Genomic DNA, 20,821 nt, shown 5'->3' with positions numbered 1-20,821 from the left:
TTCCCGAGGTGGACCCACGAAGTCTAGAGTGGCCCCACACCGCCCGGCAAATTCCTCCCAGGAGCCTCCGTGACCGAGCAGGACCCCGCTGACTGGATGTCCGAGGACGAGTTCGACGCCGCCGTGTCCGCCGCGCTCACCCGTGTCCCGGACGAGCTGGCGCGCCTGCTGACCAACGTCGTCGTGGTGGTGGAGGAGGAGTACGAGCCCCAGCACTGGGAGGACCCGGACACCGAGCTCTTCGGCCTCTACGAGGGCGTGCCCCTCGGGGAGCGGGCCGAGGTGGCGTGGCAGATGCCGGACCGGATCGTGGTGTTCCGCGGCCCCCTCATGCGGCACTGCCGGGACCGCGCCGAGCTCGAGGAGCAGATCACCGTGACGGTCCTCCACGAGGTGGGGCACTTCTTCGGGATCAGCGAGGAGCGGCTCCACGAGCTCGGCTGGGGCTGAGCGGGGACCGGCGGCTCAGGCCTGCGGCTGCTCCCGCACCGGGCCGTGGTCCGCGCGGCGGCTCAGCCGGACGTCCTCCCGGAACGGGACCACCATGACCGGTCCGCGCGCGTGGTGGGCCACGCCCTGGCTCGTGGAGCCGAGGAGGGAGCCGGCGAACCCGCCGAGACCGCGCGTGCCGAGGACCGTCAGGCGCGCCGTGCCGGTCTGCTCCACCATGACGTCCACGGGGCTGCCGTCCACGAGCTCGCCCGTGACCTCGAGGCCCGGGTACTCGGAGGAGAGCCAGCGGGCGCCGGCGTCCACGAGCTCCTGCATGTCCTTGGCCCGTGCCTCCTCGTCCAGGCTCACGGCGAGCCACGCCGCGTTGGCGCTCACGGGCGGCACGGCGACCACGAGATTCAGGGGCGCGCCGCGCAGGCGGGCCTCCTCGGCAGCCACGAGGGCGGCGGCGCGGCCCTGCTCGGAGCCGTCCACGCCCACGACGACGGGTACCCCCGCCGCGGCGCGGGAGGCCTCCACCCCGGCGGGGATGATGGCCACGGGGCAGTGCGCGTGGCCCGGCAGCGCCGAGGACACGGAGCCCAGCAGGCGGCCGAGGAAGCCCCCGCGGCCGCGGCTGCCCGAGACGAGCAGGGACGCCTGCTTCGAGAGGTCCACCAGCACCCCGGCGGCGTCCCCGACCTCGACCCGCAGGGTGGGCTGCACGCCGTCGGCGTCCAGCTGGCCCGCCACGTCCCGCAGGAGGGCTTCGACGCCCTCGCGCAGGCGGTCGTCGTCGGGGTAGGCCGCACCCGCCTCCGCCCCGTACCCCCAGAAGGTGGGCATGGTGTAGGCCGTGACGAGGGTCAGGGGCTCGCCGCGCAGGGACGCCTCGCGCTGGGCCCAGCGGGCGGCGGAGACGGACTGCTCCGAGCCGTCCACGCCCACCAGGACGCCGAGCGGGGCGGCACCCGTGCCGGGATCGGTGTGCTGGGATGCGGTGGGCATGCGAACCTCCTGGAGTCGCTCCCCGACCCCCGGACGGGGCCGGTTCGATGCCACCAGTCTAGTCCTCGGGGGTCGCCCGGAGCGGGGTCCGGCCGGCGGGGAGCCCGGCGGTGAAGGCCTGCGGATCCTCGGCGAGGCGCGCCGGGAAGGCGTCCATCCGGAGGTCCCGGGCGAGGCCGTCCCGGGGATCGGCGCCGGCATGGGCGGCCGCGGCGGGGCGGGCGATCGGGGCGTCCGAGGCCGCCACGATCACGTTGCCGCGCCGGCGTCCCTTGAGCATGGGCGGGTCCGCGATCACCTCGACGTGGTCGAAGGCCCCGACGACGGCGGCCACCTCTGCGCGCACGGCGGCCAGGTCCGGGCCTCCGCCCACGTTGAGCACGTACAGCCCGCCCGGGGCGAGCACGCGCGCGGCGGCCTCCGCGGACGCGGCGCCGGTGAGATTCGGCGGCGTGATGTGGCGGGCGCCCGTGGGGTCGTCCGGGTCCGGGGCGAAGACGTCGCGGATGAGGAGGTCGCGGGAGGCCGGGTGGGCCTCGGCGAGGACGTCGGCGGCGTCGGCCACGCGGATCTTCAGCGCGGGGGCGCGCGGCAGGCCGAAGTGCTCGCGGGCGAGGGTGGCGAGGCCGGCGTCGATCTCCACCGCGGTCTGGTGCGAGCCGGGGAAGGCGCGGTCCACCCAGCGGGCGAGCGCGCAGCCGGCGCCGCCGAGGTGCAGGGCGCGCAGCGGGACGGGATCGGGCCAGTGCGCCTCGACGGCCGCGGCCGCCCAGCGCATGTACTCGAAGCCCATCCGCTCCGGATGCTCGGGGTCCAGCGGCGAGGACTCCACCCCGTTGACGAGCAGGGTGAACGCACCCGGCGCGAAGGGGTCCTCGACGATCTCGGCCGTCCCCGAGGAGATCGCGTGGACGCCCGGGACGACGCCGGCGTCGACGGCGGCCGTGGCGGGTCCGCGGCGTCGCGGCGCCTGCCCGCGCCTAGCCACGGCGCACCATCAGCTGCTCGTGCAGCCCGGCCCACGCGCCCTCCATGGGCTGGGGGGCGCCGTCCTCCACGTAGCCGTGCTTGCGGTAGAACGCGATCGCGCGGGGGTTCTCCGCCAGGACGCGCAGGACGGCCGGGCCGTCACCGGCAGCGGCGCGCATCAGGCGCGCGCCCACACCGGTGCCGTACGTCTCGGCGAGGATGTAGAGGACCATGAGCTCGCGTCCAGGCATGCTCGGGCTCGCGGAGCCGTCGTCGGGGGCGTCCGAGGCGTCGGAGGCGTGCGAGGCCTCCGGTTCCCCGCACGCCGGACGCTCGATGCGCGACGGCCCGGCGAGGGCGACGCCCACGAGCCGGCCGCCGTCGGCCTCGGCGACCCACAGGTCCTTGTCGGATCCGATGAGCGCGGCCCAGGCGGGGACGTCCTCGGGCACGCGCGCGTCCACGCGGTCGAACACCTCGGCGGCCAGGAGCGAGCCGTACGCCTCGCGCCAGGACCGCGCCTTGACGCGCAGGAGCGCCTCGACGTCCTCGGGGCGGGCGGGGCGGATCACGGCGGCCACGGCGGGCCTCCTCTCGGGGTCGTCGGTTCCCGCTTCGTCCACGAGAGCGGTGGGGGGAGCGCCCGTCTCGTCCACGGAACCGGGGGTCAGCGGCCGTCGTCGTCCGCGGTGGCGCGGGCCGAGGCCGCGGTGCCGAGCCCGAGGTCGCCCGCGGCCGCGCCCTCCGGCCCGCCCTGCTCGGCGAGGGCGGCCTCGAGGCGATCGAGCTTGCCGTCCAGCTCGCCGACGTGGCCCGGGCGGATGTCCGCCTTGAGCACCAGCGAGACGCGGGAGCCGTACGGCTCGACCGCCTCGACCGCGGCCTTCACCACGGCCATGACCTCGTCCCACTCCCCCTCGACCTCGGTGAACATCGAGGAGGTGCGGTGCGGCAGCCCGGAGGCCCGCACCACGGCGACGGCGGCCGCGACGGCGCGGTGCACGGAGGCGGTGTCCCCCTCACCGGGGACGTGGGCGGCGTCGGCGGGCTGGCCGGAGGGGGCGACGGAGAAGGCGACGATCATGGCACCAGTGTGCCGTGCCGTCGCCCTCTCGGGCACCGGCCCGCCGGGTCAGCCGAACAGCGGCTGCAGCGCCTTGACCAGCTCGTTGACGCCGATCGCCACGAACACCAGCGCCGTCAGGCCGAGCAGCGCGTTGCGCAGCCACCCGTTGCGGAACTGCGGGGGCACGTGACGCGCGTTGTTGAGGAACAGCAGCGTGATGGCCAGGAAGGGCATGAAGAGGGCACCGAGCGTGCCGTAGAGCAGGATCAGGAAGATCGGGCGGTCCAGGAACAGCAGGGACATGGGCAGGATGGTCAGCCACAGCAGGAAGAAGCGGCCGGGCTTCGAGGCGAGCGACGGCGCGTCGTCCTGGTCGATCTCGGCCGCGGGGCGGCGGAAGTTGGTCCAGAAGTCCGCGAACATCAGCGACACGCCGTGCCACACGCCCAGGAGCGAGGAGAAGGACGCCGCGAAGAAGCCCACGAGGAACACCACCGAGTACGTCTCGCCGTAGCGCTCGGCCAGGACGTTGCCCACGTCGAGCAGGCCCGCGTCGCCCTTGGAGATGGCCAGGCCGGCCGAGTGCAGCAGCTCGACGCCCATGATCATCGTGGCGATCACGAAGATGCCGGTGAGGATGTAGGAGGTGGCGTTGTCGAACTTCATGACCCGCATGTACCTGGGGACGTTCCAGCCCTTCTCGCGCAGCCAGTAGCCGTACGCGCCGAGGGTGATGGTGCCGCCCACGCCGCCGGCCAGGCCGAGCACGTAGAACATGGCGTCCGGGTCGTTGCCGGGCAGGCGCGGCACGAGGCCGGAGAGGATCTCGCCGAGGTTCGGGGCGGTCAGGGCGGCGGAGAGCAGCACGGTGACGAACATGATGCCGATCAGCACGGTCATGATCGTCTCGATGAGGCGGTACTTGTTCAGCCACACGAGGCCCAGGCCCACGAGCCCCGCCCCGATCGCGAAGACCTTGCTGTCCACGCCCGGGAAGAGCGCGGCGAGCGGCAGCGCGGTGGAGGACATCGCCGTCGCGCCGTAGACGAAGCCCCAGATGAGGATGTACGGGCCGAAGTACCAGGACGTCCACGAGCCGAGCGAGCGCCAGCCCTGGAAGATCGTCTTGCCGGTGGAGAGGTAGTAGCGGCCCACTCCCTCCACGAGCACGATCTTGAAGATCACGCCGAGGACCACGGCCCACAGCAGCATGTAGCCGTAGCGCGAGCCGGCGGTCAGGGTGGCCACGAGGTCGGCGGCGCCCACGCCCGTCGCGGCGGCCACGATGCCCGGGCCGAGGGAGTTCCACTTGGGACGGATCGGCGTCTCGTTGAGCTCGGCCTCCGTGAAGCCGACCACCGCCGGGTTGTGCACGGGATGGCGGGGATCCGGGGCGTGCCCGGCGGCGGCGGTGGTGTGGGACATGGTGCCTCATCGGGGGTCGGCGCGCGGGAGGCGACGGCGACGGCCGCCCCGGGTGCACGGGCTTCGGTGCAGTGTGAGTGCGCTCACTATAGCGCGGAGGCCCCCGCCTGCCGCCGCCCAGACCGCGCCGTGGACGGGACGCATCGGTACGGTGGAGGGGACCGCTTGCACGCACGCGAACCGCCACGCGAAAGGGCCCCATGCCGCAGGGAATCTTCGTCTCCACCACCTCGACGGGCGCGGGCAAGTCGCTCGTCAGCCTCGGCCTCGCCGACTCCCTCTACAAGCGCTCCGGCGCCGTGGGCTACTACCGGCCCATCGTCCCGGGGAACGACGTCGAGACCGACCCGATGGTGCTGCTGATGCGGGAGCAGTTCGGCCTGGGCCCCGAGCAGGCCCGCGGCGGCCTCACGGCGGCCGAGGCGCGCACGCTCATGGCCGAGGGCCGCGGCGACGAGGTGCAGGAGCGCTGCGTCGAGCACTTCGACGCGATGTCGCAGGACGCCGTCGTGGTGGTGGAGGGGACCGACCTGATCAGCGCGGACCCGTCCGTGGACCTCGACCTGAACGCCCACCTGGCCCGCAACCTGGGCACCCCCGTGATCGCGGTGGCCTCGGGCGCGGGCCTGACCCCGGCCCAGGCCGCGGACGCCGTGGACCTGGCCCGCCGCTCCCTGGACGAGTCCGGCGTCGACCTGCTGGCCGTCATCGTCAACCGGGCCGGCGCGGGCCTCGCCGAGCAGATCCGTGCCGCGGTGCGCCCGGGCCGCCACGCGTGGCCGGTCTACGTGATCCCGGAGCTCCCCGAGCTCACGCACCCCTCCGTGGCGGAGGTGGCGGACCTGCTCGGGCTGGAGCAGGTGGCCGGCGCCCAGACCCTGGACCGCGACGTCGCCGAGGTCAAGGCCGTCTCCATGGAGGGCGGCAACTTCCTCGAGATCCTCGAGGAGGGGGCCCTCGTGATCGTCTCGGGGGACCGCTCCGACGCGATCCTGGCCACCGTGGCCTCCTCGCTCACCCCGGACTTCCCCACGCCGTCGGGCATGATCCTCACGAACGGGATCCTGCCGAACCGCCAGCTGCAGCGCCTCTACCTGGACGCCTCCTTCCCCGTGCTCGCCACCCACGACGACACGTTCACCACCGCGGCCAAGGTCTCCCGCGTGCGCGGCGAGCTCTCCAGCGCGCAGCCCCGCAAGACCGCCGCGGCGCTCGGCGCCTGGCACCAGAGGGTGGACGGCGACGAGCTGCTGCAGCGCTTCGACCTCCCCCGCTCCTCCACGGTGACGCCCCTGCGCTTCCTGCACGAGCTGATCTCGCGCGCCCGCGCCGACCGGCAGCGGATCGTCCTCCCCGAGGGCGAGGACGCCCGCGTGCTGCGGGCCGCCGAGATCCTGCACCGCCGCGACGTGTGCGACCTCGTGGTCCTCGGCCCCTCCGCCGCGGTGAGGGAGCTCGCCTCCCGCGAGGGCATCGACCTCACGGGCATCGAGCTCGTGGACCCCGCCGAGTCCCCCGACCTGGAGCGCTACGCCGAGGAGTACGCGCGGCTGCGCGCCCACAAGGGCGTGGACGTGGAGCGGGCCCGCGAGGTCATGCAGGAGGGCGCGTACTTCGGCACGATGATGGTCCACCTCGGCGACGTGGACGGCATGGTCTCCGGCGCCGCGCACACCACGGCCAACACCATCCGCCCCGCGCTCGAGTTCGTGAAGACCAAGCCGGGCGTGTCCATCGTGTCCTCCGTGTTCTTCATGCTCCTGCCGGACCGCGCGCTCGTGTACGGCGACTGCGCCGTGAACCCCGAGCCGAACGCCGAGCAGCTCGCGGATATCGCCGTGGCCTCGGCGGCGACGGCGGCCCAGTTCGGCGTGGACCCGCGCGTCGCGATGCTCTCCTACTCCACGGGCGCCTCCGGCTCCGGCGAGGCCGTGGACAAGGTGCGGACGGCCACCGGGCTGGTCCGCGAGCGCGCACCCGAGCTGAAGGTGGAGGGCCCGCTGCAGTACGACGCCGCCGTGAACGCCGCCGTGGCCGCGTCCAAGATGCCGGGATCCGAGGTGGCCGGCCAGGCCACGGTGTTCGTGTTCCCGGACCTGAACACCGGCAACAACACGTACAAGGCGGTGCAGCAGTCCTCGGGCGCGGTCGCCGTCGGGCCGGTGCTGCAGGGCCTGAACAAGCCCGTGAACGACCTCTCCCGCGGCACCACGGTGGAGGACATCGTCAACACGGTGGCCATCACCGCCATCCAGGCGCAGGGCTGAAAGGAATCCCCATGACCGACGCGATGAGCTCCGCTCCCGTCACCACCGCGATCCCCACCGTCTCCGCCCGCGAGCTGCCCGAGGAGACCCTCCTGGTGCTCGTGGTGAACTCGGGCTCCTCGTCCCTGAAGTACCAGGTGCGCGAGCTCACCCTCGACGGCGAGGACGCCCCCGATCCCGTGGTGACGAAGGGCCTCGTCGAGCGCATCGGCGTGCCGGGCTCGGGCGTCGCGGACCACGCGGCCGCCCTCGCCCAGGTGGAGGAGGAGATCGCCGCGGTGATCGGGGACCGCCGCCTGGCCGCGGCCGGGCACCGCGTGGTGCACGGCGGGGAGCGCTTCCACGCGCCGGCCCTCGTGACCAACGAGGTCATCCGCGCGATCGAGCGCCTGGCTCCCCTGGCTCCGCTGCACAACCCGGCCGCGGCGCAGGGGCTGCGCGCCGTCGCCCAGCGCTGGCCGGACCTGCCGCAGGTGGTGGTGTTCGACACCTCGTTCCACCAGTCGATGCCGCGGGAGGCCTGGCAGTACGCCCTCCCGGACGAGCTCTACACGGAGCACGGCATCCGCCGGTACGGCTTCCACGGCACCTCGCACGACCTGGTCACGGGGCTCGCGGCGCGGCACCTGGGCATGGAGCGCCGGGCGTTTGACGGCGTCATCCTCCACCTGGGCAACGGCGCGTCGGCGACGGCGATCCGGCACGGCCGCTCGATCGACACGTCCATGGGCTACACGCCGCTGGCCGGGCTCGTGATGGGCACCCGCTCGGGCGACGTCGACCCCTCGATCATCACCCATCTGATCACCACCCACGGCTACACGGCCGAGCAGGTGGACACCCTCCTCAACAAGGAGTCCGGCCTGCTGGGGCTCTCCGGCAACGCGGACATGCGCCAGGTGCTCGAGGCCGCGGAGGCGGGCCACCGCGCGTCCCGGCAGGCTCTGAAGATCGCGTCCTACCGCCTGGCCAAGTACATCGGCGCCTACCACGTGGCCGTGGGCGGGGCGAAGGCGATCGTGTTCACCGCCGGCATCGGGGAGAACGCGGCGCCGTTCCGCGCCCGCGTGCTGGACCGCCTCGAGCCGCTCGGCGTGACGTACGACCCCGCGCGGAACATGGAGCGCGGCGACGACCCCCGGGTGATCTCCGCCGACGCCTCCGCGATCCCCGTGCTCGTGGTCCCCACGGACGAGGAGATGGCGATCGCCCAGCTGGCCCACACCGTGGTGGAGCGCGAGCAGGCCTGGCCGCTGCAGGACTGACCCGGAGCGCGGCAGGTCAGGCGACGTCGCCGATCTGCAGCTCGTTGCCGGGGATCGAGGCCAGCAGCCTCCGCGTGTACGGATGGCGCGCGTTGGTGAAGACCTCCTCGGAGGAGGCGGCCTCGACCAGCTCGCCGTCCTTCATCACGCACACGTAGTCCGAGATGAGCCGCACCACCGCGAGGTCGTGGGAGATGAAGAGGTAGCTCAGCCCCAGCTCCGCCTGCAGGTCCTTGAGCAGGTCCAGGATCTGCGCCTGCACGAGGACGTCGAGGGCGGAGACCGGCTCGTCGCACACGATCAGGTCCGGGTTCAGCGCGAGCGCACGGGCGATCGCCACCCGCTGACGCTGACCGCCCGAGAGCTCCGCGGGGTAGCGTCGGTGGAAGTGCGCCGGCAGGGCCACCTGCTCCATGAGCTCCAGGGTGCGCGCCCGCCGCTGCTTCGCCCCGCCGCGGCGGTAGGCCTGCAGCGGCTCCTCGATGATCCGCCCCACCGTGAAGGAGGGGTTGAGGGAGGAGAAGGGGTCCTGGAAGACGGCCTGCACCCGCTGACGGAAGTCCTTCAGGTCGGCGCCCTTGAGGGTCAGGACGTCCTTGCCCTCGAAGGTGATGGATCCCGACGTCGGCTCGATGAGCTTGAGCAGCATGCGTGCCGTGGTCGTCTTGCCGGAGCCGGACTCGCCCACGACGGAGACCGTCTTGCCCCGCGGGATCTTGAGCGAGACCTCCTTGGCGGCGTAGAAGTCGTCCTGGCCACGGCTCGCGTACACCTTGGTCAGGTCGGTGATCTCGACCAGCGGGGTGAGGGCGGACTTGTCCAGGGCCACGGTGGTCAGGGCACCGGTGGCGTCCTCGGCCAGGGGCGCCGGCGCGGCCGCGTAGGACTCGGGGAGGAGGCGTGCGGCGGCCACCGACGGCGCCGCCTGCACGAGCGAGCGCGTGTAGGCGTGCTGGGGGTCCTCGAGGATCCGCTGGGCGTCCCCGTGCTCCACCACCGTGCCGCGGTGCATGACCACGAGGTGCTGGGCGCGCTCGGCGGCGAGCCCCAGGTCGTGCGTGATGAGCAGGACGGAGCTTCCCACCTCCCGGGTCATCTCGTCGATCTGGTCCAGGATCACCTGCTGCACGGTCACATCCAGGGCCGAGGTGGGCTCGTCCGCGATCAACAGCTGCGGCCGGCAGGCCAGGCCGATCGCGATCAGCACGCGCTGGCGCAGCCCGCCCGAGAGCTCGTGGGGGTACTGCCTCGCCCGCTTGCGCGGGTCCGGGATCCCCGCCCGCTCCATCACCGCGAGGACCTTCTCCTCCACGTCCTTGCGCGTGGCCAGCCCGTGGGTCAGGAGGGTCTCCCCGATCTGCTGCCCCACGCGCGTCACCGGGTTCAGGTTGGACATCGGGTCCTGCGGCACCAGGCCGATGCTGCGGCCCCGGATGCGGCGCATCTTCGCGTCCGGCATGCCCACCAGCTCCTGGCCCGCGAAGCGGATGGAGCCGCCGGTCACGCGTCCGTTCTGCGGCAGCAGGCCGATGGCCGCCATCGCGGTGGTGGACTTGCCCGAGCCGGACTCGCCCACGATGGCCAGCGTGCCGCCGGCGGGCAGGGTGAACGAGGCGCCCTCCACGGCCTTCACCGTGCCCTGCTGCGTGGAGAACTCCACGTCCAGGCCGCGGATCTCGAGCAGCGGCCCGCCGACGGCGGGCGCGGGCGAAGGTGCCGCGGGCGCGGCAGAGGGTGCCGAGGCCGCGGGGACGGGGCCCTCCGCTCCGGCCACGTGGGAGCCGGAGCCGCGGGCGACGTCGTCGTGCTGGGGGTCCATGGTCAGCGCCTCCGGGAGGTGGGGTCGAGGGCCTCGCGCAGGGACTCTCCCAGCAGGGTGAACCCGAGCGCGGTGACGGCGATGCACAGGCCCGGCAGGAAGGCGAGCCACGGGTTGATGCCCAGCTCGGCCTGGGCGTAGGTGAGCATGCGGCCCCACTCGGCGGTCTCGGGCCGGCCGCCGCCGAGGCCCAGGAAGGAGAGGGCGGCGGCGTCGATCACGGCGGTGGCCAGGGTGAGGGTGGCCTGCACGATCACGGGGCCCAGCGAGTTGGGCAGGATGTGGGACATGGTGATGGTGCGCCGCGAGAGCCCGAGGGTCTGCGCGGCCAGCACGTAGTCCGAGCCCTTCTGCGAGAGCATCGAGGAGCGCAGCAGGCGGGCGAACACGGGGACCTGGGCCACGCCGATCGCGATCATCACGGCGGAGGGCGTCTGTCCCAGGATGGCCGCGATGGACACCGCCAGCAGCAGGTGCGGCACGGAGAGCAGGATGTCCACGAGGCGCATCACCACGCTGTCCACCCAGCCGCCGAACCCTCCCGCGAGCAGGCCGAGGATCATGCCGCCCGCGAGGCCGAGCGCGGTGGAGACCACGCCGATCAGCAGGGACGCCTGGGCGCCCCACAGCAGCTTGGAGAGCACGTCGCCGCCGAAGCGGTCCAGGCCGAGCGGGTAGCCGGCCACCTCGCCGGGCCCGGGCACGCTCGTCGGGCGGATCTCCCGCATGCCCGGCGTCTCCGTGCCCCCGTACGGGGCCAGGAGCGGGGCGAGGACCGCCACGAGCAGGAAGAGCGCCACGATCACGGCGCCCGCGATGGCCGCGGGGTTGCGGCGCAGCCGCTGGAAGGCGGCCCCCCACACGGAGGTGCCGCGCGCCTCCGCGCCCGGCTCGGTGGTGGCCTGTGTCGGGCCGGGGGCGACGCCGACGGCCTCGACCCCGGGGGTGTCGACGGCCAGCGGGGTGACCGCTCCGTCCGTGGCCGGGTACAGCTCGTCCTCGGCGCCGCGCGCCGCGGGGCCGCCGGAGGCGGGGGGCAGGTTCGCCGTCACTGGACACGCACCCTCGGGTCGATGAGGCCGTAGGAGACGTCCACGACCAGGTTGATGAGCGAATACAACAGTGCGATGAGGATGATGAAGCCCTGCAGCACCGGGAAGTCGAGGTTGAAGATCGCGTCGCGCAGGAACCGGCCGATGCCGTTGAAGGCGAACACCGTCTCGGTGAGCACCGCCCCCGAGATCAGCAGGCCCAGCTGCAGGCCCAGCGTGGTGAGCACGGGGAGCATCGCGTTGCGGAGGATGAAGCGGTTCCGGATGAGCCCCGGGGCCAGACCCTTGGCGCGCGCGGTGCGCACGTAGTCGGCGTTCTGCACGTCCAGGACGGCCGCCCGCGTGATGCGGGCGATGATGGCCAGCGGGATGGTGCCCAGGGCGATGCCGGGCAGCACGAGGTGCGTCAGCGCATTCAGGGCGGCGTCCCACTCCCCCGTGCTGATGCCGTCCCACACGTAGAGGTTCGTGTAGTGCGTCGCGTCGATCCGCGGGTCCTGGCGGCCGTCCGTGGGGAGCCAGCCGAGCCGCACGGCGAAGACCCACTTCAGCAGGAAGGCCAGGAAGAACACCGGCACCACCACGCCCAGCAGGGAGAGCACGACGGCGAGGTTGTCCTGCCACCGGCCCACGTTGCGGGCCGCCCAGTAGCCCAGCGGGATGCCGAGCACGACCGCGAAGAGGATGGCGAACACGGACAGCTCGATCGTGGCGGGGAAGCGCTCGGCGAACTCCTCCAGGACGGGCCGGTTGGTCATGAGCGAGTTGCCGAAGTCACCCCGGACCAGCCGCCCCATGTAGGTGAGGTACTGCTCCAGGATCGGCTTGTCGAAGCCGTACGCGGCGTTCACGCGGGCCACCGCCTCGGGGGTGGCACGGTCGCCGAGCAGGGCCGTGGCCGGCCCGCCGGGGAGGCTGCGCACCCACGCGAAGAGCAGGATCGAGAGGCCGAGCAGGGTGGGGATCAGCAGCAGCAGGCGCTTGCCGATGAGTCTGAGCACGGGGAGTCCTTCATCCCAGGCCCGTGGGCCCGTCAGGTCAGGGGACGGCGGCGGCGCAGCGGGTGCGCCGCCGCCGTCGGGTCAGCGAGGGGGCCGGTCAGCCGCGGGGGCGCCGGTTCACTCCGTGAGGTCGACCTGGTTGAAGACCTCGTCGTTGACCGGGCTGGCCGGGTAGGAGGCCACGCGCTTGTCGAAGGCGAGCGACGGCGCCGGGTGCGCCAGCGGGACGGCCGGGACGAACTCGGAGATCTGCTGGTTGATCGCCTCGTACTCGGGCGTCTGCTCCTCGATCGTGGGGATCTGGCGCGCCTTCTCGAGGGCGGTGAAGAGCTCCTCGTTCTCGAAGCCGAACTCGGGCTTCTCCTGGCCGAAGAACACGCCCACGAAGTTGTCGGTGTCGTTGTAGTCGCCGGTCCAGCCGAGCAGGTGGATGCCGTGGTCGGCGGTGCCCTGCACCTGGTTCAGGTAGTCCGGGCTCCACTTGGCGGGCTTGGCGTTGACCTTGATGCCCACCTCCGCGAGCTGGTTGGAGATGTTGGAGAAGGCCTGCTCCGGGGTCGGCATGTAGGGGCGGGAGACGCCCGTCGGGTAGTTGAAGTCGATCGTGAAGCCGTCGGGGTAGCCCGCCTCGGTCAGCAGCTGCTTCGCCTTCTCCGGGTCGTAGTCGTAGGTGGTGACGTCGTCGCTGTAGCCGTTGACCGAGTCCGGGATGAACTGGGTCGCGGCCTTGGTGCCCTCCGGCAGGGTCTGCTGGATGAGCGCGTCCTTGTCGATCGCGTGGGCGATCGCCTGGCGGACCTTCACGTCCTTGAGCTCCTCCTGCTCCTGGTTCATGCCCAGGTAGAGGATGGTGAACGGATCGCGCTGGATCACGTTGAACCCGGCGTCGGCGAGGGCCTTGGTGTCCGCGGGGGCCACGAGGTCGTAGCCGTCCACGTCCCCGGCCTCAAGGGCCTGGCGGCGGGCCACCGGGTCGTCGATCACGCGGAAGGTCACGTCCGTGACCTCGCCCTTGTCCCCCCAGTAGTCCTCGAAGGCGGAGAGCTTGATGTCCGAGCCGACGCTCCACGAGTCGAACTTGTACGGGCCCGTGCCCGTGGGGTGCTCGCGGGCGTACTCGGACATCTCCGGGGATTCGGCGGTGCCGCCGATCTCGTCCGCCTTGTACTCCTCCATGGCCGTGGGGGACTGCATGCCGAAGGCGGGAAGCGAGAGGGAGGGGATGAACCCGGCGAAGGGCTGGGCCAGGGTGACGGTGGCCTTGAGGTCCTCGGTGGCGTCGCACGACTTGTACACGGCCTTCTCCGGGGAGTCCGCGAAGCCGCGGAACAGCTTGCCGTAGTAGTAGGAGACGGTCTCGGCCTGCTGAATGCCCTCGAAGTTGTACCAGCGGTCGAAGTTGGCGCACACGGCCTCGGCGTTGAACTCCGTGCCGTCGTGGAACTTCACCCCGTCCTTGAGCTGGAACGTGTGGGTCAGCCCGTCCTCACTCGACTCCCACGACTCGGCCAGGAGGGGGGCCGGGTCCGCCGTGCCGGGCTTGGTGCCCACGAGGCCCTCGAAGATCTGCCGGGACACCCGGAAGGACTCGCCGTCCGAGGCGAAGGCCGGGTCGAGGGTCTTCGGGTCCGAGGAGGCGGCGAAGATGAACGAGCCGTCCACCTGCTGCGCGTCGGAGCCGGCCGCGGAGCTGTCCGCGCCGGTGTCCGAGCGCTGGCTCTGGGCGCATCCGCTGATCAGGAGGGCGCCTGCTGCGGTGAGGGCGGCCGCGGACAGGAAGCGTCGCTGAAGGGGGGAAGCCATGGGGTCCTCCTGGGGAGAGATCGAGGAAGGTCTCACGTGCGAGTGAGGCACCTCACAGGGGAGGCGTTGATCGGGAGTGTAACCCTGATCACAGACGGATGCGGCATCGACACGGCGTCCCGTCATCTCCGGGACGCCGGCGGCCTCAGACCCCCGCGCGGTCCCGCCGACTCCGCCGCTCGACGACGGCGTCGGCCGCCCAGCGCAGCACGTCCTCCGGCCGGTTGGTGGTCAGCTCCTGCACACCCTGGGCCAGGAGGAATTCGACGTCCGCGCGCGCGTCCACGGTCCACACGCGCAGCCGGCGCCCGGCCGCGAGCCACGCCTTCACGTCAGCGAGGTGGGTGCGCACGTACTCCACGGACGGGCCGGCAAGGCTCGCCCGGCCGCGCCACACCATGGCCTCGGAGTTCGCGAGGGTCTGGCGCACCGTGGCGCGCACGGCGGCCCGGGAGAGCGGACCGCGGGCGATGCGGGAGGGGATCTCGGCCGGCATCACGTCCACGAGCGGGCACAGCGCGTCCGGGCCCGTCAGCGGCGCCACGTACTGCAGCGCTCCGGGGTGGAAGCTCATGAGGGAGACGCTCACCTGCCCGAGCAGGCCCGTCTCCGGGTCCCAGCCAGAGGTGAGCAGCTCGCGCAGCACGCGCTCCTCGAGCTCGTGGCCGTACGGCGAGGGGTGCTTGAGCTCCACCGCGAGGCGCAGCGGACGGTCCGCCGCCGTCGCGATCTCGAAGAGCTCCCGCAGGGTGAGCACCTGGTCCTCCGGCGCGCCGTACACCGGGGGGATCTGGCCCGCCTGCGCTCCCGGCCGCGCCCCGTCGCCCGCGCGAGGCCCGCGCGTCGCGTGCCACGAGGTGACGTCGAGGCCGCGCAGCCGCTCCAGGGTGTGGTCCGCGAGCGCGCCGGAGCCGTTCGAGGTGCGGTCCACGGTGGGGTCGTGCCAGCAGACGACCTCGCGGTCCTTCGTGAGCTGCACGTCGCACTCCAGGCCGTCCGCGCCCACGGCGAGGGCGTGCAGCATGGCGGCGCGGGTGTGTTCGGGGAAGGCGGCGGACGCACCGCGGTGGGCGATCACGAGGGGGAGCACGCCCAGAGCGTAGGAGCGGCGGGTGCCCGGAGCCCCGACGCCAGGCGGCGGACTGGTTAACTGGAGGGGACCATTCGGTTCACCCCGGCGTCCTCTCCGCCCGGTCCTCCGTTCCGCCCGCTCCAGGAGCCGCACGTGTCCCTCTCCGCCGCCTCGGACCAGCAGGTCCTCAGCGCCGCCTCCCTCGAGCGCGCCGCCGGGCTGCGCCGCATGAAGTCGGTGGCCACCGGCCTGCTCGTGGCGCTGGCCGTCGTGTTCGTCATCGCGTTCCCACTCCAGGAGGTCCATCCCGCGTGGGGCTTCGTGCGCGCCGCGGCGGAGGGCGGCATGGTGGGCGCGCTCGCCGACTGGTTTGCCGTCACCGCGCTGTTCCGCCACCCCGCCGGCATCCCCGTGCCCCACACCGCCCTGATCCCTCGGAAGAAGGACCAGCTCGGGGCGGCGCTGCGCGAGTTCGTGCAGGAGAACTTCCTGGACTCGGACGTCGCGCGGGAGAAGGTGGCCGGGCTGCAGGTCGCGCACGCGGCCGGCGGCTGGCTGCGCCAGGACGCGAACGCCCGGCGCGTGGCCGGGGAGGTCGCGACGGCGGCACGGCACACCATGGCCGCCACCGACGATGAGGCCGTGCAGCGCCTGCTGCAGCAGCTGATGCAGAAGCACATGGTGGAGCCGGACTGGTCCCCCACGCTCGCCGGCGTGCTGGACTCCGTGCTGGCCGGCCGGCACCACGACAAGGTGGTCGAGCTCGTGGTGAACCACACGGGCGACTGGGTGGCCGCCCACCCGGAGATGTTCATCGAGACGGTGCGCCGCCGCTCCCCCGAGTGGAGCCCGGACATGGTGGACCGCCTCCTGGCGGAGCGCCTCCACGCCGAGACCCTGAAGTACCTCGCCGGCATCCGCTCCGACCCGGACCACGAGGCCCGCCGCTCGGTGGATGACTGGCTGGACCGCCTCGTCCGTGACATGCGCGAGGACCCGGACACGCGCGCCTCCGTGGAGCGCTTCAAGGCGAGCCTCTTCGCGGACGAGCGCCTGCGCGGCTGGGCCTCCCGCGCCTGGACCACCCTGCGCGACTCCCTGCTGGACGCCCTCGCCGACCCCGCCTCCGACCTGCACCGCGCCCTCGTGGCCGCCCTGCAGGACCTCGGCGGGCGCCTCCAGGACGACGCCGAGGTGCGCGAGCGCGTGGACGGCTACGCGCAGCGCGCCGCCGCCTACGCACTCAGCTCCTACGGCCCGCAGCTGACCGGCGTGATCGAGGAGACCGTGGAGCGGTGGGACGGCGAGCAGACCTCCCGCACCCTCGAGCTCCTCGTGGGCCGGGACCTGCAGTTCATCCGCATCAACGGCTCCGTGGTCGGTGCGCTCGCCGGCCTGGCCATCCACACGCTGGCCACACTGCTGTTCTGATCTCCCCCGCCCACGACGACGGCGACGCACCCCGCGTGGGGGAGCGTCGCCGCCGCGGGCCGGCAGGAGAGGACGTCAGGACCTCGTCGAGTCCTTGTCCTTGCCGCCCGGAAGGGCGCGCAGCAGGCCGCCGAGGAAGCCGCCGTCGTCGTCCTTCTCCGCCTGCACGGACTCGCCGCGCAGCTCGCCGGGAATCACGGCGGGCAGCGGGCCGAAGAGCTGACGCGCGTTCTCTACCACGGCCTTGCCCATGGCGCGGTTGCCCACGCCGCCGATCACGGCTCCGATGCCGAACGGCACGGCACGGCCGATCATGCCCGCGCCCTGACGCACGAGGAGGCGATTGAAGAAGCGCCGCTTGAGCTGGTCCATCATCATCGCGCCCACCCCGGCGCCACCGGCCGCGCTCGAGGTTCCCATCAGGGCGTTCAGGCCCGCCATGGAGTCCTGCTTCGCCCCGGCCTTGCCGGCGGCCTCGCGCAGCAGCTCCTTGGCGTCGTCGCCGAGCATGAGCGTCATCACGACGGCCCGGGAGCGCTGGGGGTCCGCGGTGCTGATGCCGTGCAGCTCGGCGAGGGACTGCCCGTAGAGCGCGGTGGCCTCGAGGAAGCCCACGACGGCGGCGGCCGACAGGCCCAGCGCGGCCACGGTGCCGACGCCCGGGATGATCGCGGTGCCGCCGACGGCGGCGCCAGCGCCGGTCACGGCGTTGAGGTACTGCTCGCTCAGGCGCTCCGCGAGCTGGTCCGGGGTGTCGCCGGGGTGCTTCTCCCGGAGACGCTGGATGTTCTTCAGCACCAGCGGACGCTGGATGTCCAGCGTCTTGAAGACCACCTTCTCGAACGCCTCAGTGGGGTTGCCGTCCTCGTCGAGCGCGGACTTGAGGGCCAGGTTCGTCGCCTTGTCCGACGCGAAGCGGCCGATCGTCGAGTTCTTTGCCATGCGGACCACCGTAGTGGCTGCGCACGGTGTGCGTCAGGATCCCGGCGGCGCGGCGGCGAGGGTGTAATCGAGGAAGATCCGCACGTCCCGCACCTCGTCCGGGTGGGTGGCGTGCAGCATGCCGGGGTAGGAGCGCACAGTGAGCAGGGTGTGCGCCTCGGCCCACCCGCGGGTGTGCGCAACGGCGTCCGGGTTGATCACGGGGTCCTCGACGTCCCGGCCCCAGAAGAAGGGGCGGGGGCCGGGGCCTTCGACGGGCGAGTCGAGCATCGCCAGCAGCTCGTTGTCCACGGCGAAGCCACTGAGGCCCACCCCGCACGTGAAGGCCTCGGGGCGCAGCCGGATGACCGTCGTCGCCATGGCCATGCCCTGGGAGAAGCCGAGCACGGAGACGGAGCGGAAGCCCGCGTCGGCCACCTCGGGCGAGCCGAGGACGTCGAAGACGCGGTGGGCGGCGGCGAGCACCTGGGCGAAGTCGGACTGCAGCAGCAGGTCCAGCAGGAACCAGCCGTGCGCGCCCGGGTCTCCCTCGCCCTCCGTGGCGGACGCGTCGATCTCGAAGCCGCCGCGCACGGCCAGGCCGGTGCAGCGCTCCGGGAGCATGGGGAAGAAGGTGCGGGCGGCCCGGCGCTCGTTGGAGCCGTAGCCGTGCAGCACGAGGACGAGGTCCGTGCCGGAGCGCTCGCCCACCGGACGGGACCACGCCACGGCATTTCCTGAGCTGAGCGTCTCGATGTCTGGCGTGGAGGCGGAGGCCATGGTTCCATCCTAGGTGGGAAGCCCGTCTCCCCGCCGCCGGCGCCCCCGTTCGAGCGCTACGCCGCCGCGCTCGCCGCCCTGCCGGCGGACGAGCGCTCCCGACCCCTGGGCCTCCTGGACCTCGACGCCTTCCGGGCCAACGCCGCCGCTCTGCACGCCCGCGCAGGCGCCGTGCCCGTCCGCGTGGCCACCAAGTCCGTGCGCATCCGCCGCGCGATCACCGAGGCGCTCGACCAGCCCGGCTTCACGGGGATCATGGCGTACTCGCTCACGGAGGCCCTGTGGTGGGTCGAGTCCGGGCGGACGGACGTCCTGGTCGCCTACCCCACCACGGACGAGGCGGCGCTCACCGCGTGGCTGCCGCTGCGCCGCCTGCGCGTGGGGGCCCTGCGCTCGGCCGTGCGCACCCCGGAGCAGGCGCGCGCGCTCGCCGAGCGGATCACGCGCACCCCGGGGCTGCGCCTCTCCGGCCTCCTGGCGTACGAGGGACAGGTGGCCGGCGTGCCCGGAGGGAGCGGCCCGCGCGCCGCCGCGATCCGCCTGGTCAAGTCCCGCTCCATCCGGGACCTCTCGTCCCGCCGACCGGCCATCGTGGCGGCCGTGCGCGCGGCGGCCCGTGCCGCGGGCGCGGACCTGGACTTCGTCAACGGCGGCGGCACCGGCTCCGTGGAGTCCACGGTGGCCGAGGGTGCGGTCACGGAGATCGGGGCGGGCTCCGGGCTCATGGGGCCGGCCAGCTTCGACGGGTTCCGCGGCCTCGGGCTGCGGCCGGCGAGCTGCTTCACGCGCCCCGTGGTGCGACGCCCCGCGGCCGATGTGGTCACGGTGGCCGGCGGCGGCTGGATCGCCTCGGGCGTGCCCGGCGCGGACCGCTCCCCCATGGTCGCGTGGCCGGCCGGGCTCTCCTACTCCAGCCAGGAGGGCGCCGGCGAGGTGCAGACGCCCCTGCGCGGACGCGCCGCCGCGGGCCTGCGCCTCGGCGACCCCGTGTTCTTCCGCCATGCCAAGGCCGGGGAGCCCGCCGAGCACCTGCACGCCGTCGCGGTGTACTCGCGGGGTGAGGACGCCATCGTGGACCTCTGGCTCACGTACCGGGGCGAGGGCAGGATGTTGTCATGACGCGCCCCCTCGCCCTCCGCCGCCCCCGCTCGGGGCGCCCGGGCCTCCCCGCCCGCCGCACGTGGTCCGGCGGCCACGCCTGGAGCCCCGCGCGCGAGGCGCGCCCGGAGTCCGTGCCGGAGCTGGCCGACGTCGTGGGCGCCGCCGCGCAGGCGGGCCTGCGAGTCAAGCCGATCGGGGCGGGGCACTCCTTCTCTCCCATCGCCGCCACCGACGGCGTCCAGCTGGACCTCTCCGCGCTGTCCGGGCTGAGCGCCGTGGATCGGGAGGGCGGACGGGTGCGCGTGCTCGCCGGCACGCCGCTGCACCAGCTCGGCCCCCTGCTGGGTGCGCACGGGCTGGCCCTGGCCAACATGGGCGACATCGACCGGCAGAGCGTGGGCGGGGCCTTGAGCACCGCGACCCACGGGACGGGGCTGGGCTTCACGGGCTACGGGGGCATGGTCAGGGGACTGCGCCTCGTGACGGCCGACGGCGCCGTCCGCTGGGCCGACGCCGACCACGAGCCCGACCTGTTCCAGGCCGCCCGGGTGGGCCTCGGCGCCCTGGGCATCATCACGGAGGTGGAGCTGCGGACGGTCCCGGCGTTCCTCCTGCACGCCCGGGAGCGCAGCGAGCCGCTGGACGCCGTCGTCGAGTCCTTCGTGGAGCGCTCCCGCGCCGCGGAGCACCTGGAGTTCTCCTGGTTCCCCGGCACGGACCTCGCGCTCACCAAGGAGAACACCCGGCTGCCGCTCACGGCAGGGATCGACCCTGTGGACCCCGTGCGCACCGCGGTGATGGACGAGTTCCTCTCCCACGGGGTCTTCGGGGGGATGTGCCGCCTCGGGGCGCGCGCTCCCCGTCTTGTGCCCCTGCTGAACCAGGTGTCCGCGCGCGGCGTGGATCAGCGCACCTACACGGACGTCTCCTACCGGGTGTTCGTGGCCGAGCGCGCCGTGCGGTTCCGCGAGATGGAGTACGCGGTGCCGCTCGAGCGGTTCGAGGAGGCCTTCGCGGGCCTGCGGCGCATCGCGGCCGAGCGGGCCGCGGCCGGGGACGCCGTCTCCTTCCCCGTGGAGGTCCGCACCGTGGCCGCCGACGACGTCTGGCTCTCCACCGCGCACGGGCGCGAGTCTGCGTACCTCGCGGTGCACCGCTACCACCGGGAGGACCCCACCGCGTACTTCGCGGCGGCGGAGGAGCTCCTCGTCTCCCTGGGCGGGCGCCCCCACTGGGGCAAAGAGCACGACCGGCACGCGGAGTGGGCCGCCCGCGCTTACCCGCGGTTCGCGGACTTCACCGCCCAGCGCGACGCCGTGGACCCGGGACGCGTGTTCGCCAACCCCTACCTGGAGCGCGTGCTGGGGGCGTGAGGAGGGCCCGGACCCTCCACGGACGCGCCGGGCCCC

18 protein-coding genes are annotated in these 20,821 nt (G+C 73.3%); 6 read left to right on the top strand and 12 right to left on the bottom strand.

Translation table 11 applies throughout. From position 1 onward, the window contains the following. The first annotated feature begins 69 nt into the window (after positions 1–69). The gene (locus tag AAG742_RS00970) at positions 70–450 is read left to right on the top strand and encodes a metallopeptidase family protein (protein ID WP_298986640.1); all 381 of its coding nucleotides are present in this window, start codon (positions 70–72) and stop codon (positions 448–450) included. Positions 451–465: 15 nt separating this feature from the next. Here the strand turns inward: AAG742_RS00970 and AAG742_RS00965 are convergent, their stop codons facing one another. The 5 genes from AAG742_RS00965 to AAG742_RS00945 all read right to left on the bottom strand — a co-directional run bounded on the left by AAG742_RS00965 (position 466) and on the right by AAG742_RS00945 (position 4,900). After that, complete coding sequence (locus AAG742_RS00965) at positions 466–1,440, bottom strand: universal stress protein (protein ID WP_298710584.1); 975 nt, start codon at positions 1,438–1,440, stop codon at positions 466–468. 58 nt (positions 1,441–1,498) lie between these two features. Continuing rightward, the gene (locus tag AAG742_RS00960) at positions 1,499–2,428 is read right to left on the bottom strand and encodes a fused MFS/spermidine synthase (RefSeq protein WP_298986643.1); all 930 of its coding nucleotides are present in this window, start codon (positions 2,426–2,428) and stop codon (positions 1,499–1,501) included. Next, the gene (locus tag AAG742_RS00955) at positions 2,421–2,990 is read right to left on the bottom strand and encodes a GNAT family N-acetyltransferase (protein ID WP_298710590.1); all 570 of its coding nucleotides are present in this window, start codon (positions 2,988–2,990) and stop codon (positions 2,421–2,423) included. The genes AAG742_RS00960 and AAG742_RS00955 overlap by 8 nt, the downstream gene beginning before the upstream one ends. 86 nt (positions 2,991–3,076) lie before the next feature. Next, complete coding sequence (locus tag AAG742_RS00950) at positions 3,077–3,493, bottom strand: thiamine-binding protein (protein WP_298710595.1); 417 nt, start codon at positions 3,491–3,493, stop codon at positions 3,077–3,079. A gap of 48 nt (positions 3,494–3,541) precedes the next feature. Continuing rightward, positions 3,542–4,900 (bottom strand): Nramp family divalent metal transporter, encoded by a 1,359-nt coding sequence (locus AAG742_RS00945; RefSeq protein ID WP_298710598.1) that lies wholly within the window; start codon positions 4,898–4,900, stop codon positions 3,542–3,544. Positions 4,901–5,100: 200 nt separating this feature from the next. Between AAG742_RS00945 and pta the strand changes: the two genes are divergently transcribed. Together pta and AAG742_RS00935 are read left to right on the top strand one after the other, a co-directional pair. Next, a complete protein-coding gene (gene pta, locus AAG742_RS00940; RefSeq protein ID WP_298986648.1) occupies positions 5,101–7,167 on the top strand; it encodes a phosphate acetyltransferase in 2,067 nt (688 codons plus the stop codon). Positions 7,168–7,178: 11 nt separating this feature from the next. Beyond that, positions 7,179–8,432, top strand: a complete 1,254-nt coding sequence (locus AAG742_RS00935; protein WP_298986651.1) for an acetate kinase — start codon at positions 7,179–7,181, stop codon at positions 8,430–8,432. A gap of 16 nt (positions 8,433–8,448) precedes the next feature. Here the strand turns inward: AAG742_RS00935 and AAG742_RS00930 are convergent, their stop codons facing one another. The 5 genes from AAG742_RS00930 to AAG742_RS00910 all read right to left on the bottom strand — a co-directional run bounded on the left by AAG742_RS00930 (position 8,449) and on the right by AAG742_RS00910 (position 15,197). Next, positions 8,449–10,251 (bottom strand): ABC transporter ATP-binding protein, encoded by a 1,803-nt coding sequence (locus tag AAG742_RS00930; protein WP_343282188.1) that lies wholly within the window; start codon positions 10,249–10,251, stop codon positions 8,449–8,451. A gap of 2 nt (positions 10,252–10,253) precedes the next feature. Further along, positions 10,254–11,210 (bottom strand): ABC transporter permease, encoded by a 957-nt coding sequence (locus AAG742_RS00925; protein ID WP_298710871.1) that lies wholly within the window; start codon positions 11,208–11,210, stop codon positions 10,254–10,256. A gap of 89 nt (positions 11,211–11,299) precedes the next feature. Beyond that, positions 11,300–12,304, bottom strand: a complete 1,005-nt coding sequence (locus AAG742_RS00920) for an ABC transporter permease (RefSeq protein WP_248117872.1) — start codon at positions 12,302–12,304, stop codon at positions 11,300–11,302. 117 nt (positions 12,305–12,421) lie between these two features. After that, positions 12,422–14,107 carry an ABC transporter substrate-binding protein gene (locus AAG742_RS00915; RefSeq protein WP_298710610.1) on the bottom strand — a complete coding sequence of 562 codons (1,686 nt, stop codon included), beginning with the start codon at positions 14,105–14,107 and terminating at the stop codon, positions 12,422–12,424. Positions 14,108–14,252: 145 nt separating this feature from the next. Further along, a complete protein-coding gene (locus AAG742_RS00910) occupies positions 14,253–15,197 on the bottom strand; it encodes a glycerophosphodiester phosphodiesterase family protein (protein ID WP_298710613.1) in 945 nt (314 codons plus the stop codon). 135 nt (positions 15,198–15,332) lie between these two features. On the opposite strand from AAG742_RS00910, the gene AAG742_RS00905 reads away from it, so the two are divergent. Continuing rightward, a complete protein-coding gene (locus AAG742_RS00905) occupies positions 15,333–16,610 on the top strand; it encodes a DUF445 domain-containing protein (protein ID WP_248117866.1) in 1,278 nt (425 codons plus the stop codon). A 75-nt stretch (positions 16,611–16,685) separates the two neighbouring features. On the opposite strand, the gene AAG742_RS00900 is transcribed toward AAG742_RS00905, so the two are convergent. Beyond that, positions 16,686–17,552 (bottom strand): hypothetical protein, encoded by an 867-nt coding sequence (locus AAG742_RS00900; protein WP_298710616.1) that lies wholly within the window; start codon positions 17,550–17,552, stop codon positions 16,686–16,688. A gap of 33 nt (positions 17,553–17,585) precedes the next feature. After that, positions 17,586–18,311 carry an esterase gene (locus tag AAG742_RS00895; RefSeq protein WP_298986665.1) on the bottom strand — a complete coding sequence of 242 codons (726 nt, stop codon included), beginning with the start codon at positions 18,309–18,311 and terminating at the stop codon, positions 17,586–17,588. A gap of 171 nt (positions 18,312–18,482) precedes the next feature. Between AAG742_RS00895 and AAG742_RS00890 the strand changes: the two genes are divergently transcribed. Further along, on the top strand, positions 18,483–19,430 hold the full coding sequence (locus AAG742_RS00890) for an amino acid deaminase/aldolase (protein WP_298986667.1): 948 nt from the start codon (positions 18,483–18,485) through the stop codon (positions 19,428–19,430). Beyond that, on the top strand, positions 19,427–20,785 hold the full coding sequence (locus tag AAG742_RS00885) for a D-arabinono-1,4-lactone oxidase (protein ID WP_298710622.1): 1,359 nt from the start codon (positions 19,427–19,429) through the stop codon (positions 20,783–20,785). Before AAG742_RS00890 ends, AAG742_RS00885 begins: the two co-directional genes overlap by 4 nt. Positions 20,786–20,821 lie beyond the last annotated feature (36 nt).

The sequence above is a fragment of the Micrococcus sp. 2A genome, from assembly GCF_039519235.1.
GTDB lineage: Bacteria > Actinomycetota > Actinomycetes > Actinomycetales > Micrococcaceae > Micrococcus.
Note: the sequence above shows the minus strand (reverse complement) of the source record. Positions and strands in the feature narration are given on the sequence as shown.